Genomic DNA, 14,173 nt, shown 5'->3' on the forward strand with positions numbered 1-14,173 from the left:
GAGGCTTCCTGCGTTGTGTCTTCAGCGGCAGATTGTACATCTTACGCATTCGGCGAATCCTCTTGATGTTCACCACAACACCGTACTGTCTGTAGAGTTCATTTTTGAACCTCACATCCCCCAAGTTTCCGCCGTGCGTAACATAGAGGGATAACATCTGATTCAACAAGGGCTTGTCCCGTTCCGCTTGTGTCTCCGTCTTTTCTTCTGACAGTAATTTATAGTAATAAGAACGGCTGAGCTTGGTGATGCTTGTCAGCAGACTGATCGGATATCGGTCCTTGTAGGCTTCAATAAACTCAAAATCCATCTGTGTTGCGTTCACCCCCTTTTCAATTGTAAAAGCTTTTTTAAATAGAGAATCTCTAGTTTCAGCCGTTCGTTCTCTTCCGCCAAATCTTCCTGCTTTATTCTTCCTTTGTTCATCTGTCCGCGGGTATCCCGCAGGGATTCAAACGATTTGGTATCCTGCACAATTTTAGCCCACTCATAGATTCTTCTCCGGTTTGATATGTTGAACCGTTTTGTGAGAGCACTCGCTTTGTGGCCTTCAAAAAACAATTCTACTACCTCTTTTTTCTCTTCAAATGTGTAGTTTCTCTTCTTACCCATAGTAGCAGCACTCCTATCTAAAGTAGTTTCAGTATAGTGTGCGCTTTATAGATTGTCTCTTCAGATGGTATTATCTCAGGGCGTATGCGCGGGTAGCAACTGCTTATGCGCGGCTACCGTTTGTGAGGCTTTCAACTGTTTATGCGCGGGTACCACGACCGTTTGCACAGGCAGGTACCGGGACACCTGGCAAGATTTAATTGATAACGAAAAAAGGCTGTCACAGACAATCAGTTTTCACTGACTATCTGGACAGCCTGTATCTCTATTGTTAATACGCTCTTCTGAATACCTTTACTAGCAATCCTGAAATCAGGATGACGATGACGACTGGCAATACCCATCCTAGACCGTGGGAGTACAGCGGCAAGGCTTTATCTAAAAATGCAGTCATTGTTTCAAGCCAAGCCGGCCGTGTTGCCTCCAGCGATGCATAGAAGCTTGATATGGCATCTACCAGGCTGATTAAGAACGCTACTGCGGTTGCACTGACATAGACAATTCTTGAATGATCGAACAACGGTGACAGGAATGTCAGCAGCATCAGAACTACTGCCAGTGGATATAAAAACAATAATACTGGGATGGAATAGGTAATTATGTTATCCAACCCGAAATTGGAGACGATGAAACAGAACAGCGAGAAGATGGTTACATACGCTTTATAGCTAATGCGTGGAAAGAGAGAATTAAAATATTCCCCGCATGCTGTTACAAGACCGATGCTCGTGGTCAGGCAAGCCAAGATGATAATGACCGCCAGCAGAACTGTTCCAAATGTTCCAAAATAGTAGGAGGACGCTTTACTCAAAACCGGCCCGCCTGTTTCAAACAATCCAAACGTTCCTGTAGAGGAAGCTCCCAGGTAGGCGATTCCAATATAGATAATTGCTAAAAACCCTGCAGCTACTACACCAGTTTTGGCAGTAGCTTTCATGATTTGGACATTGTCCGTCACGCCGAGCGCACGGATGGAATTAATGACAATGATCCCAAACACAAGAGAAGATAGCACATCCATCGTATTATACCCTTCCAGGAATCCTTTGAAGAATGGGATGGTCTGATAATCGCCATGCGCCGGTTCCATTGGTCCGATTGGGTTAATAAAAGCTACCACCAATAACACTAACAATAAAATAATGATAGCAGGTGACATGATCTTTCCGATGCGGTCCACAATTTTACTTGGATTGAGCGAAAGCCAGAATGTCACCCCGAAAAAGACGAGTGTAAAAATGAACAATGCCAGTGTTCCATAGCCAGACGGAATATACGACGAGATGCCAATATCATAGGCCACTGCACCGGTACGCGGAGCGGCGAAGAACGGTCCAATCGTTAAATAAAGGACAGACGTAAAGATAATCCCATAAATTGGATGCACTCTACTCGCTAGCATTTGCAGATTTTTACTTCCTGAGAAGCCCATCGCCACGATGCCTAAAAACGGCAAACCGACTCCGGTAATGAGAAAGCCTAGAATAGCCGGCCACAAGGATTCTCCGGCATTTTGTCCCAATGAAGCCGGGAAAATAAGATTACCTGCTCCGAAGAACAGGGCGAACAACATGACGCCGATTAACAGAAATGATGAGAATGATATTTTTTGCTGCAATGAGGTGTTCCCTCCTAAATGTAAGTGTAAGCAACCGTTATGCAATATATCAATGTCACTCATCATACCGTCCGAACAGCTAAAAAGCAATCATATTTATATTTTAAAATAATATTTTCATTTCATACTATTCATTATTTTTAAATGAATAGAAACGTTATTGCATCACAACATTAAAAGATCAGTACTGTAGAAAATAAATCTATGAATCATTTAATAAAAAAAGCTGTTTTACTATATCCTTCCTTCGATTTCGTCACTTCTAATATAGCAGGGAATGCCGCTTTCAGTTCATCTACATGGGAGATGACACCAATCATTCTTCCTGAACGCTGGAGATCAATTAAGGCATCAATGGCCTTTTGAAGTGATTCCGAGTCTAGCGTGCCAAAACCTTCATCGATAAACATCGTTTCAATCGATACAGAACCTTGGAAGCTTTGGATGACATCGGACATGCCAAGTGCGATACAGAGCGAGGCATTAAATTTCTCGCCTCCCGAGAGTGTTTTGACATCTCTGTTTTGGCCCGTGTACGCATCGTAAATATCAAGGCCAAGCCCGCTTTGCTTGCCACGGGCTTCCTGCCTGTCACTGCGGATCAATTCATATTGTCCATTTGACATTTCACGCAGGCGGCTGTTGGCTGATGCTACAATCCGCTCTAAATAATCAATTTGAATGAATCGCTCAAATGACAGTTTTAATCTATTTTGTCCGCGCAGCAAATCATAGAGTTCACTCACTTTGCCGATCTTTTTCTCTAATCCTACGAGGTTGCCTGAAGACTTCAACAGCTGGTCCTTGCTTTCGCTCAACGCCTTTTCACTTGCGACGGACGCATGATAATTGCCCAATGCCATTTCATATTCCTTTTTCAATTTCTCCGTCATCGCTGCGATTGCCGTTATATCGCTCTTCGCCTTTCCTTCAACTTGTTGTCTTAATGAAAGGATCATTTCTTTCGTGGCATGTGCTTTCTGCTTGAATTCTTGGATCGCATTCCGAAGATCTTTTCGTTCTTGTGCTGTCAAGGCCGCTTCTTTATAATCCTCCATCGTAAGGAACCCAGCTAATTGGAGTGCTTCCTTGAATTGCTTCTCAGCATTCTCTTTTCGGAGAAGCCGTTGCTCTAATGCTTGCACGGAAAATTGTTCGGCGGCAGCCGCTTTGGTCAAACGCTCCTTGCTCTCCTCATATCTCTTTTGCACCACAGAAAATAGTTCGTCGAGTTCCCTCTTAGCTTTCTCCAGCGCAGCGATCTGTTTTTCCAGGAAAGCGGCATCTCGATATTCCGGAGGAACCGATTCAACCAGCTGTTCAAACCGGGCTTGCAATTTCCCCAGTGTCGCCTGTTCTTCGACCAATTTTCTCTCGGCCGTCTCCTTCTCAATTTGGAGCTGGTCCTGTTCACCGGCTCCGTCTTTCCATTGTTTTTTCAATGTAGTAAGCGTGGTTCTCTTTTGGCGCATTTGAATTAATCGTTCTTCCAGCCCTTTTTGTACAGCAAGAAGCTCATCGTAAGTGTCTTCAATTTTTTGCGCATCCAGCTGGCGCTTTTTCTCTTCCAGCTGCAAACCAACCGCTTCAGAGGCAGCGAGTTGATTGCGATACATCGTTTCGTGCTTCGATAACTTTAACCTTTCCGCTTCCACCAAATCCTTGGATAGTGACAGATCTTCTTGACCGTCCATTTTCGTCGGATGATCGGTGCTTCCACATACAGGGCATGGTTTCCCATCTTGTAGAGTGTGCGCCAGAAGGGAAGCCTGATTATCGAACCATCTCTGTTCTAGCAAAAGGAATTCACGCTGCAATTGATTGAAATGAATCGCCTCTTCCTCTACTGCTTGTTTGGCTGTTTCATGCTTCTGGCGTAGTTTTTCGTAGTCTGCCATCAACGTAATCTTCGTTTTCAGTTCATTCACTTCATCAACAACTTGCTCGTAACCTTCCACTTCGCGTTCTATCTTTTCAACCTCATTCGCTAACCGAATCACTTCATTTCGCTTTTCAGTCAAACGGTCATTAATGTTCGACATATTGGAATGAAGAATTTCCACTCTCTTTTTCATACTATCGAGCTCCGCTTGTTTTTCCTTCAATGTGATGACGACCGGCACATACTGTCGCAGTGAAGTCAGCTCCGTTTGAAGATGTTCCCTTTCGTCCTGCCGCTCTTCGATTTTCCCCTTTTCCAATTCAGCAGATGCAAACAACTCCCTCGCCTGCACCGCTTCCTTTTTGCTACGTTCGACCGCTTCCTTTTGAGCCAGCCATTCTTTTCTCAATTCTGCATACTGAAGCTCAATGCCTTCGATGGAAGCCGCTTGTTCCGCCCGTTCCAGACTCCGTTCCTTTTGTTCTAGAATCGGCTGTTTCTCCGCTATTTGCCTAGCCAGGTTTTCCTTCCGTTCCAAGTCATCGAAAAGCTGATTAATCATTTTGGCTGCATGGTAGCTCGTTTGCACTTCGGCATGTCTTGCATAAGCATCTTCGTATTTTTTTTGGTTTTCTTTAATTTTATTTCCATAATACACGAGCTCGTCATCCAAGCCTTCCACAATTTGATAAATGTTCGGCTGTTCATTTTCCAGCGAACGGAATAATAAGGAGTCACGATGCGGAACAGCTGACGGAATTCTTCGGATCAACCCGTCAAATGATTGGCGCTCCCGTTCCCACTCCACTTTCAAGTCATCCCTCTGCACTTTCAGCCGATCGACAAGCTGACGATACGGCTCTGTTTTGAAAATCTTTCGGAGAATGGCTTCCTTATTATCTGTATCTGAAGTAAGGAACTTTCGAAATTCTCCTTGCGGCAGCATGATGATCTGACTGAATTGCGCATACGTAAAACCAATGAGACCTTCAATCTTTTGATTGATTTCTGAAACGATTTGTCTGTCAACAGCCGGAATCTCTCCATTGTTCGATACTTCCACTAACTCACATCTGCCGGGTGTTTCCGACCTGTTTCCTGCTTTCGTATACGGAATTTGGCGGAGAACACGATACCGGCGACCGCGCACTTCAAATAAGAGCTCTACCCCCGTTTGGACCGAATCATCAGCGAAATCACTGCGCATCGCCCGGCTGTCTGTCCTGTCTTCACCGCTAGCCAGTCCATACAAGGCATAGCATATCCCGTCAAAAATCGTCGTCTTGCCCGCACCGGTCGCTCCTGATATGACAAATAGACGATGGCTGTCCAACTCCGTAAAATCGATAACTTCCGTCGCTTTATATGGACCGAATGCGGTCATGCTCAATTTTATCGGCCTCATCTTACGCTTCCTCCTTATTCATTACATCATGCAGTAGGTTAGCCAGGATGGAGAGCGTTTCCTCATCTGCCTCCGCCTCTTTCATCTCAGTATAGAACACACGGAAAAGATCCAAATCACTCGGTTTCGAATGCATTTCCGCAGATCTGTTTTCAATAGTGGCTGCCATTTTCGGTAACGCTCTCTCTATATGCATGGCATTCGGATAGACAGAGCGGACCTTTTCCATCGGATACAAGACAGGCGTTTCATCCTGCAACTGAATGAAGACAAAATCCTCGCTCGGTTCATGCCGCAATATTTCATCTATCGTTCCTTTGACTGTCCTCAAATCCTTCTCGGGAATCAATTCCCGTTTTTCCACTGTCACTTGGCCCTCTCCGTCCATGTCGACGATGTAAAACCCTTTCACATGATGCTCTTCTGAGATTGAATATTTCATAGGCGAGCCGGCATATCTGATCTTTTCCTGCCCGACAAAGTGTGCTTGGTGCAAATGGCCAAGCGCCGTGTAGTGAAATGGCTTAAACAGTTCTGCAGAAACATATTCAGCCCCGCCTATGGAGAGGGGCCTCTCCGAATCACTTGTATTCTCCGCTTCTTCCCCACCTGGCGTGACAAACGCATGTCCAATCAATACATGGCGCGCATCTGGCGCAAGGTGGATCTCCTCGATAATGCGCTTCATGGCACTATTGAAGTCCCGTATCGTATCGTCTTCATAAAAATGTCTGCACACAGAAGGATCCGCGAAAGGCACGGGATGAAAATGCACCTCTCCATCTGCATCTTCCAATACGAACGGCGTCGTCTGCTTCGCCAGACGCCCAACTATGTAGAGACCATTTTTCCGCAGCAGGTCGCTTCCAAAATGAAGACGGCTTGGGCTGTCATGATTGCCTGCAACCGCAATGACTGGCGTATGCAGCTCCATCACGATTTCCTGCAACACTTCATCTAATAGATTCACCGCTTCTGTCGGCGGAACGGCCCGGTCATATAAATCGCCCGCGATAATGACGGCATCAGGCTTTTCTTCTTTTATCGCATCTATGAATTGTCGTAATACAAAACGCTGTCCGTCTGTCATATAGACACCTTGAACAAGTTTGCCAAGATGCCAATCCGCTGTATGGAAAAACTTCATTCTGCCTCTCCCCCCGATTCTAGTTCTCCTTTTATTTTACAGTACTTTCTTGTGATAGCCATAGCAATCCAAAACGAAAGGAATTGAAAAAGTTATGGAACAATATCAAACTATCCAAGAAAAAAGACTTTACTCTGAAACTAAGATATACTATACTGACATAAGTTGCTCAAGGGAAACTTTGATAGTAGTGTTCATACATCACCTCGTAAAGCATATAGTCGACCACATATTGAACTACTTTTTTTAACCTAAAAGTTGCACAAGGGAAAGTTGGATGATTGGAGTGAAAAGCATGAAAGACCAAATACGCGTCCATGACGTATCAGTATCCTATTATGGAAATCCCGTGTTGGTGGATGTGTCCTTCACATTCACATCAGGGAATCTTATCGGCATATTGGGCCCAAACGGCGCCGGCAAGTCGACATTGATGAAAGCAATGCTCGGTTTAATACCAAATGATAAGGGTTCAGTCGAAATTAACGGAAAACCGATTAAAGAAGTCCGTAAGCAAATTGCTTATGTTCCGCAAAGATCCAATATCGACTGGAACTTTCCGATCACTGTGAAGGATACTGTACTTTTAGGGACGTATCCCAAGCTTGGTCTTTTCCACAGACCGAAAAAAGAGCATAAGGAATGGGCTATGCAATGCCTGGAGCAGGTGGGCATGGCGGATTTTGCGAATCAGCAAATCGGGGAACTTTCTGGAGGACAGCAGCAGCGTGTTTTCCTGGCACGGGCGCTTGCACAACAAGCAGACATTTTCTTCCTCGATGAACCGTTTGTCGGCATTGACGTTTCAAGTGAAGAAGTAATCATTGGCATATTAAAACTGCTTCGCGATGAGGGGAAACTCGTGTTTGTCGTTCATCACGACTTGACGAAAGTGAAACATTACTTTGACGAGCTTGTCTTGATCAATAAAAATTTGATTGCTGCCGGACCGGTACAAGAAATTTTTACGACAGAAAACATGACGAGAGCCTATCAGCGTCCATTTTCAATGGTTGAAGGATCGGAGGTGCCTTTATGATCGATTTCATACATGATTTGCAAACGTATGCGTTTTTACAAAAAGCCTTTACGACATCGATTATGGTCGGCGTCATCTGCGGCGTCATCGGGAGCTTCATCGTCCTGCGGGGCATGGCGTTGATGGGTGATGCGATTTCACATGCCATCCTGCCTGGAGTGGCCATTTCCTATATGCTCGGCATTAACTATTTTTATGGCGCCGTCCTGACAGGCGTTTTGACAGCGTTTGGAATCGGCGCCATCACGCAAAACAGCCGGATTAAAAGTGATTCATCGATCGGACTTGTCTTTTCTGCTTTTTTTGCCCTGGGAATCATCCTAATTAACCGGGCGAAAAGCGCTACCGATCTGACGCAAATCCTTTTCGGCAATGTACTTGCCGTCCGCACCTCGGATATGTGGCTCACTTTGGCAATTGGCGGCCTCGTCTTGCTGGTCGTCATCATTTTCTATAAGGAATTGCTCATTTCCAGTTTTGACGAGACGATGGCGGCGGCATATGGATTACCGACACGCTTCATCCATTACGCCATCATGTTCCTGCTGACGTTAGTAACTGTCGCGTCCTTGCAGACAGTCGGTGTCATTTTGGTCGTATCGCTGCTCATCACACCAGCATCCACGGCTTATCTATTGACGAACCGACTCTCTGTCATGGTCGTCCTGTCAGCCATTTTCGGTGCCCTGTCTGCCGTAATCGGCCTGTATTTCAGTTTTCTTTACAACATGCCGTCGGGACCTGTTATTGCGCTCGTAACAACTGCCCTGTTTGTTCTGGCTTTCCTTTTTTCACCGAAGCAGGGGTTACTAGTCCGAAAACTGAAGTCCGCGAACAGAAAAAGATATGCATAATATTCATGACATAAGGAAGGAGATTACAAATGAAACGATTGATACAATGGATCAGTTTAACTTTAGTTGCTGCTATATTACTTTCCGCATGTGGAAGTGAGAAGGAAAAAGCAAAGGATCCCAATGCACCTTTGAAAGTTGTTACATCCTTCACCATCATCGCCGATATGGCACGTGAAATCGGCGGCGATCTCGTAGAAGTCCATAACTTAGTTCCAACTGGCACAGATCCGCATGAATATGAACCCTTGCCTAATGATATCAAGGCAGCTACAGATGCAGACGTGTTATTTTACAATGGTCTGAACCTGGAGGGCGGCAAAAAGGGTTGGTTTTTCAAAATGATCGACACGGTACAACAAAAGGAAGAAAACGTTATCAGTCTCACAGAGCGTGTAGAACCAATGTATCTGACGAATGAAGATGGAAGAGAGGAAGAAATTAATCCGCATGCTTTCATCGATCCGGCAGTAGGCATTAAAATGGCAGAAGATCTCCGAGATGCGCTCGTTAAAAAACATCCTGCAAAAAGCGAAGAAATCCAAAAACGCGGCGATGAATACGTGGCACGCTTGAAAGAAATTGATAAGGAATATGAAGAACGGATTCAGGACATTCCCGAAGAAAAAAGAACCCTCGTTACAAGCGAGCGCGCGTTCCAATATATGACGTCTCATTACGGCTTGAAGGAAGCGTATATTTGGGAGATCGACACCGAGGAAAACGGTTCCCCTGCCCAAATCAAATCACTGGTGAATTTTATACATGAACATCAAGTCCCAGTACTTTTCATTGAATCCAATGTAGATCCGCGGCCGATGGAAACCGTCGCCGGTGAAACAGGGGTGCGCATTGCGGAAAAACGAATCTATTCCGATGAAATCGGCCAGCCTGGCGATGAAGTGGACACGTACGTAAAATATTTGAACTATAATATTAACCTTATTCATGATGAACTGAGCAAATAACAACAATACCCGCATACCACCTCATGGGCGCGTATGCGGGTATTGTTTGTTCTCAAAAAAATACTTTTTCCGTATTGTACTTCGCACGGAGAGTATTAATAATATAAGTTTCATAAATCTCGCGTTCCATCGGATCTTCCACAAGGATGACGGAGATTTTATTCACTTCACTCCGATGATCTTTAATTGGAGAAACGTTATCCTCCAAGTGTTTTTTCACTCGTTGACGCAGTTTTCGTGCCTTTCCTGCAAAAAGCAATTCGTCCTCCCGGTTATAAAAAAGAACGATTCCCCCTTTATCTCGGGGAATTTCATGTAAATCAATAAAACCGCAAATCGGTTTAATTGTTGCTTCACCAGAGTCCTGCTTCCGTTGTACGATGGTTACATCAGGTTTCGGTATTGTTATGGAAATCATTTGTCCACTTCCTATCCTTTTCTAAACATCTATCTTACCATATCATGCCCCATCCGGACGTTTTTTCACCTTATTGTTCTAAGAAACTCCTCATGGCCCGGCTAAACTCAGCCGCTTCTTCGAATGGTTCTAAATTCGATAGCATACCAATAATGACAGGCTTTCTGATTGCTTCCTTCATCAACTCTTCCTCAATCACCTCGAGACTGATTGTCATATCGGCATTTGCACTGTCTCGTTTTAATTTATGCAACCAGCTTGCGAGATCTGTCTGCGTGACAGTTGCGGAGGAACAACCCGTTTGAAAACCAAAAATCGACTCTTTGTCCAATAGTGGCTCCTTAAGGCCGGCCACGACCGAATCGATCCGCGCCACCAGATAATCGGCAAGCTTTTTATAATCAAGTTCCACTCTCGTCATAATGATAATTTCAATATATCCTTTCGTCATGCCGCTGACGATGACAAAAAGATCGGGAAGATGAGCGCTGATTGCCTGACCATAGCGTTCCACAAATAAAGCTTCCTGTAATTCGAAGGCTTTCCGGCGCAGCCGGCTGAGCAGTCTCATCATCTCTTCATTGCCAAGATTGGTCTGTTCTCTCACTTGCATTAAGATAAAATCTTTATATTTCTGAATCTCTTCAAATTGGATGACTAAGTATTCACTAAGTCTCTCACGGGAAGTGATTTCTTTATGGAAAACAGTACTGATCCGCTCTACCAGCTTGGATGTAAAATATTCAAAAATAGCGAACAGCAGACTTTCTTTTGATTTAAATGTTAGATAGAAGGAGCCTTTGGATATGCCGCAAGCATCCGTGATTTCTTGCACCGATGTCGTATCAAAGCCTTTCTTCGCAAAGAGCTCGGAAGCCTTTTCAATTATCATTGTTCGTTTATCCATATGAATTCCTCCCTATGAATCCCGTAATCTCGCCATTTCAATTGACGTCTGACTGACCGGTCAGTTATCATGATAAAGTATTAGCGTCAACTCGTCAAAACTAGAAATGGAGGATCTTATGAATTCAATCATCAATTTTGTCATGCGAAACAAATTGGCCGTTTGGCTTCTTACTATCATTATAACCGTTGCGGGAATTTATTCGGGAATGAAAATGAAGCTAGAGACGATTCCCGACATAACGGTTCCAGTGGTCAGCGTAACAACCATCTATCCTGGCGCGACACCTGAACAAGTGATGAATGAAATTTCGGAGCCTCTTGAAAAAACGGTGAAAAATTTAAAAGGCGTGAAATCCGTAAGCTCCACTTCCTACCAAAATGCCTCTTCCATGCAAATCGAGTATAGTTTCGGAACGGATATGAAGGCTGCTGAAGAAGAGGTCAAAGAAGTTATCGCCAACTATCAGCTGCCTGATTCTGCGCAAGAACCATCTGTTGGCAGAATTAGCATTAATGCTTTTCCAGTAGTCGCTTTGAGTGTGTCGGACAAAAACAAAACGCTTGAGGACCTGACTGCCTTAGTCGAAGATTCCCTTGTGCCTGATTTGGAAGGCATTGATGGCGTTTCCAGCGTGGCCGTATCTGGACAGCAAATCGAAGAAGTCGTTTTGACCTTTGACAAGGAAAAGCTAGCAGAAAATAATCTGGATGAAGAAACAGTAAAACAACTGATTAAAGGATCAGACTTGAAAATGCCGCTCGGTCTGTTCAATTTTAACGGTGAAGAGCAATCCGTCGTTGTCGATGGAAAGCTGACAACCTTATCCGAATTGGAGAATCTCTTGATTCCTGCAATTCCGAAAGCAACGGGTGCTGCGCAGTCCCCTGCCGGTCAAAGCGGCGCACAAGGAATGCCACCTGCCGCGTCGGCTGGCATCCCGACAGTGAAGCTTGGAGACATCGCAACAATTAAGCATGTCGGCAAAGCGGAATCGATTTCCCGCATGAACGGGAAAGAAGCCATTGCCATTCAAGTTGTCAAATCACAGGATGCCAATACAGTAACTGTCGTCAATGCAGTGAAAGATATGACGGCTTCCTTCGAAGAGGAACATGACGGACTCTCCATCTCTGTCTCATTAGATCAGGGGGAACCGATCGAACAATCCGTAGAAACAATGCTAAGCAAAGCATTGTTCGGAGCGCTTTTCGCAGTCATCATTATTATGCTGTTCTTGCGCAATTTCCGATCTACCATTATTTCAATCATCTCAATTCCAATGTCTTTGCTGATTGCAGTGCTTTTATTGAAAGAACTTGATATTACATTAAATATGATGACACTTGGTGCGATGACGGTCGCCATTGGCCGAGTCATTGATGACTCCATCGTAGTAGTTGAAAATATTTATCGGCGTATGCATCTTTCAACTGAAAAACTGCAAGGCCGTGATTTGATTCGAGAAGCTACAAAAGAAATGTTTAAGCCGATTGCATCCTCCACACTTGTCACCGTAGCAGTATTCCTGCCGCTCGGTCTAGTCGGAGGCATGGTGGGAGAATTGTTCTTGCCGTTTGCGCTTACCATTGTATTTTCATTATTAGCGTCACTTCTCGTTGCGATCACCATTGTGCCAATGCTCGCTCATACTTTATTCAGCAAGCAATTGCATGGCAATGCAGGTGTCCATAAAGAACAACATGGGAAAATGGCGAATGGGTACCGGAAAATCCTGAACTGGACTTTGGATCATAAATTGATCACGGTTATCCTCTCCTTGGCTCTTCTAGGTGGCAGTCTATTTTTAGTCCCGCATGTCGGGGTCAGTATGTTGCCGGATGAGGAACAGAAAATGATGTACATTACGTATACGCCTGAACCAGGTGAACCATTGGAGACTGTCAATGACAATACCGTCCAAGCGGAGAATTACCTGTTAGGATTGAAGAACGTGGAAAGCGTGCAAGTTTCCGTTGGCGGCGAAAACCCGATGGCACCCGGCGCCTCAAATGGTGCGCTTATGTTCGTGAATTTTAATTCAGACACACCGGATTTCGACAAAGTAAAAGAGAAAACAATGAATGAGCTGAATAAGCTTTCTGTGAAAGGCGAATGGAAATCACAGGACTTCGGAGTAAGCGGCTCCAGCAATCAATTGAGCTACTATGTATACGGAGATCGACTTGATGAAATTGAACCTGTTGTCAACGACATCGAATCGATTCTTTCCTCAACTAAAGACTTGAAAAATACGAAAACAAGCATGTCTCGCACCTATAAGGAATACACATTGGTCGCTGATCAGGAAAAACTGACCCAATATGGATTGACGACAGCTCAGATCGGTATGATTTTATATCCGAATAAACAACAGCAAGTTATTACGAAATTGGAAGACGGCAGAAAGTCGATCAATGTTCTCGTCGATGATGCCAAGAAAGAACATAAAACAATCCAAGAACTGCTCGATGAAAAAATTCAGACGCCATTTGGAATGGAAATTCCTATTTCGGACGTCGTTGAATTGAAGGAAGGAACCACTTCGGATACCGTTTCCCGCCGAGACGGCAAATTATTCGCCAGCGTATCAGCAGAAATCGTCACGAAGGATGTATCCAAAGTATCCAAAAGTGTAAGTGAAAAAGTCGATAAGTTAGAAATGCCTTCGACTGTCAAAATCAAGACAGCCGGCGTCACAGAGGATATTACGGAAGCCTTCACGCAGCTTGGGCTGGCTATGCTAGCTGCGATTGCAATCGTGTACCTCATCCTTGTTATTACATTCGGAGGCGGATTAGCACCATTCGCTATTCTCTTCTCCTTACCGTTTACAGTGATTGGCGCCTTGGTCGGATTATTGATTGGAGGAGAAACGATCAGTGTTTCCGCAATGATTGGAATGCTCATGCTGATTGGTATCGTTGTAACGAATGCCATTGTGTTAATTGACAGAGTGATTAACAAAGAAAAAGAAGGGTTGCCTACCCGGGAGGCACTTCTTGAAGCAGGAGCTACAAGACTGCGTCCAATCTTAATGACCGCCTTAGCTACAATCGGCGCATTAATCCCACTTGCTATTGGCGCCGAGGGAAGCGGTCTCATTTCAAAAGGACTCGGCATCACAGTTATTGGTGGATTAACAAGCTCCACACTGCTCACACTCATTTTTGTACCAGTCGTCTTTGAGTTTGTTGGCAAGTTCCGCAGAAAAAAGGTTAGAAACTGAATCCATTGAATGAACCGCCTGCCGTCAACGACGACAGGCGGTTTTTGTCATGATGGCACAGGAACCCCGAGCCTCTTAGCCAGTGTCATTCATT

11 protein-coding genes are annotated in these 14,173 nt (G+C 44.6%); 4 read left to right on the forward strand and 7 right to left on the reverse strand.

Annotated features, from left to right (window positions below):
- The 5 genes from L7D49_RS07290 to L7D49_RS07310 all read right to left on the reverse strand — a co-directional run.
- A partial coding sequence (locus L7D49_RS07290; RefSeq protein ID WP_238080187.1) for an IS3 family transposase occupies positions 1–310 on the reverse strand: 310 nt, incomplete at its 3' end.
- A gap of 11 nt (positions 311–321) precedes the next feature.
- Complete coding sequence (locus L7D49_RS07295) at positions 322–612, reverse strand: helix-turn-helix domain-containing protein (RefSeq protein WP_238080188.1); 291 nt, start codon at positions 610–612, stop codon at positions 322–324.
- Between the two features lie 271 nt (positions 613–883).
- A complete protein-coding gene (gene brnQ / locus L7D49_RS07300) occupies positions 884–2,230 on the reverse strand; it encodes a branched-chain amino acid transport system II carrier protein (protein ID WP_238080189.1) in 1,347 nt (448 codons plus the stop codon).
- A gap of 209 nt (positions 2,231–2,439) precedes the next feature.
- A complete protein-coding gene (locus L7D49_RS07305) occupies positions 2,440–5,517 on the reverse strand; it encodes an AAA family ATPase (RefSeq protein ID WP_238080190.1) in 3,078 nt (1,025 codons plus the stop codon).
- A 1-nt stretch (position 5,518) separates the two neighbouring features.
- Positions 5,519–6,664: an exonuclease SbcCD subunit D gene (locus tag L7D49_RS07310; protein WP_238080191.1), complete on the reverse strand. Its 1,146-nt coding sequence runs from the start codon at positions 6,662–6,664 to the stop codon at positions 5,519–5,521.
- A 295-nt stretch (positions 6,665–6,959) separates the two neighbouring features.
- Here L7D49_RS07310 and L7D49_RS07315 point away from each other — a divergent pair, with 295 nt between their 5' ends.
- From L7D49_RS07315 to L7D49_RS07325, 3 genes are read left to right on the forward strand one after another with little or no spacing between them, the layout of a single operon-like run.
- Complete coding sequence (locus L7D49_RS07315; protein WP_238080192.1) at positions 6,960–7,703, forward strand: metal ABC transporter ATP-binding protein; 744 nt, start codon at positions 6,960–6,962, stop codon at positions 7,701–7,703.
- The gene (locus tag L7D49_RS07320) at positions 7,703–8,557 is read left to right on the forward strand and encodes a metal ABC transporter permease (protein WP_238080255.1); all 855 of its coding nucleotides are present in this window, start codon (positions 7,703–7,705) and stop codon (positions 8,555–8,557) included. Before L7D49_RS07315 ends, L7D49_RS07320 begins: the two co-directional genes overlap by 1 nt.
- A 29-nt stretch (positions 8,558–8,586) precedes the next feature.
- A complete protein-coding gene (locus L7D49_RS07325; RefSeq protein ID WP_238080193.1) occupies positions 8,587–9,525 on the forward strand; it encodes a metal ABC transporter solute-binding protein, Zn/Mn family in 939 nt (312 codons plus the stop codon).
- Positions 9,526–9,577: 52 nt separating this feature from the next.
- On the opposite strand, the gene L7D49_RS07330 is transcribed toward L7D49_RS07325, so the two are convergent.
- Together L7D49_RS07330 and L7D49_RS07335 are read right to left on the reverse strand one after the other, a co-directional pair.
- Positions 9,578–9,943, reverse strand: a complete 366-nt coding sequence (locus tag L7D49_RS07330) for a nucleotide excision repair endonuclease (protein ID WP_238080194.1) — start codon at positions 9,941–9,943, stop codon at positions 9,578–9,580.
- Between the two features lie 70 nt (positions 9,944–10,013).
- Positions 10,014–10,850, reverse strand: coding sequence for a TetR/AcrR family transcriptional regulator (locus tag L7D49_RS07335; protein ID WP_238080195.1), 837 nt, complete (start codon positions 10,848–10,850; stop codon positions 10,014–10,016).
- Between the two features lie 118 nt (positions 10,851–10,968).
- On the opposite strand from L7D49_RS07335, the gene L7D49_RS07340 reads away from it, so the two are divergent.
- The gene (locus L7D49_RS07340; protein WP_238080196.1) at positions 10,969–14,079 is read left to right on the forward strand and encodes an efflux RND transporter permease subunit; all 3,111 of its coding nucleotides are present in this window, start codon (positions 10,969–10,971) and stop codon (positions 14,077–14,079) included.
- Positions 14,080–14,173: the final 94 nt, after the last annotated feature.

It is taken from the genome of Sporosarcina cyprini (assembly GCF_022048975.1).
In the GTDB taxonomy this organism is placed as follows: Bacteria; Bacillota; Bacilli; order Bacillales_A; family Planococcaceae; genus Sporosarcina; species Sporosarcina cyprini.

Excerpts from the sequence above, each read along its gene's own strand:
- L7D49_RS07295 (WP_238080188.1), bottom strand. The coding sequence starts at position 612 with ATGGGTAAGAAGAGAAACTACACATTTGAAGAGAAAAAAGAGGTAGTA.
- L7D49_RS07305 (WP_238080190.1), bottom strand. The coding sequence starts at position 5,517 with ATGAGGCCGATAAAATTGAGCATGACCGCATTCGGTCCATATAAAGCG.
- L7D49_RS07310 (WP_238080191.1), bottom strand. The coding sequence starts at position 6,664 with ATGAAGTTTTTCCATACAGCGGATTGGCATCTTGGCAAACTTGTTCAA.
- L7D49_RS07315 (WP_238080192.1), top strand. The coding sequence starts at position 6,960 with ATGAAAGACCAAATACGCGTCCATGACGTATCAGTATCCTATTATGGA.
- L7D49_RS07325 (WP_238080193.1), top strand. The coding sequence starts at position 8,587 with ATGAAACGATTGATACAATGGATCAGTTTAACTTTAGTTGCTGCTATA.
- L7D49_RS07330 (WP_238080194.1), bottom strand. The coding sequence starts at position 9,943 with ATGATTTCCATAACAATACCGAAACCTGATGTAACCATCGTACAACGG.
- L7D49_RS07335 (WP_238080195.1), bottom strand. The coding sequence starts at position 10,850 with ATGGATAAACGAACAATGATAATTGAAAAGGCTTCCGAGCTCTTTGCG.
- L7D49_RS07340 (WP_238080196.1), top strand. The coding sequence starts at position 10,969 with ATGAATTCAATCATCAATTTTGTCATGCGAAACAAATTGGCCGTTTGG.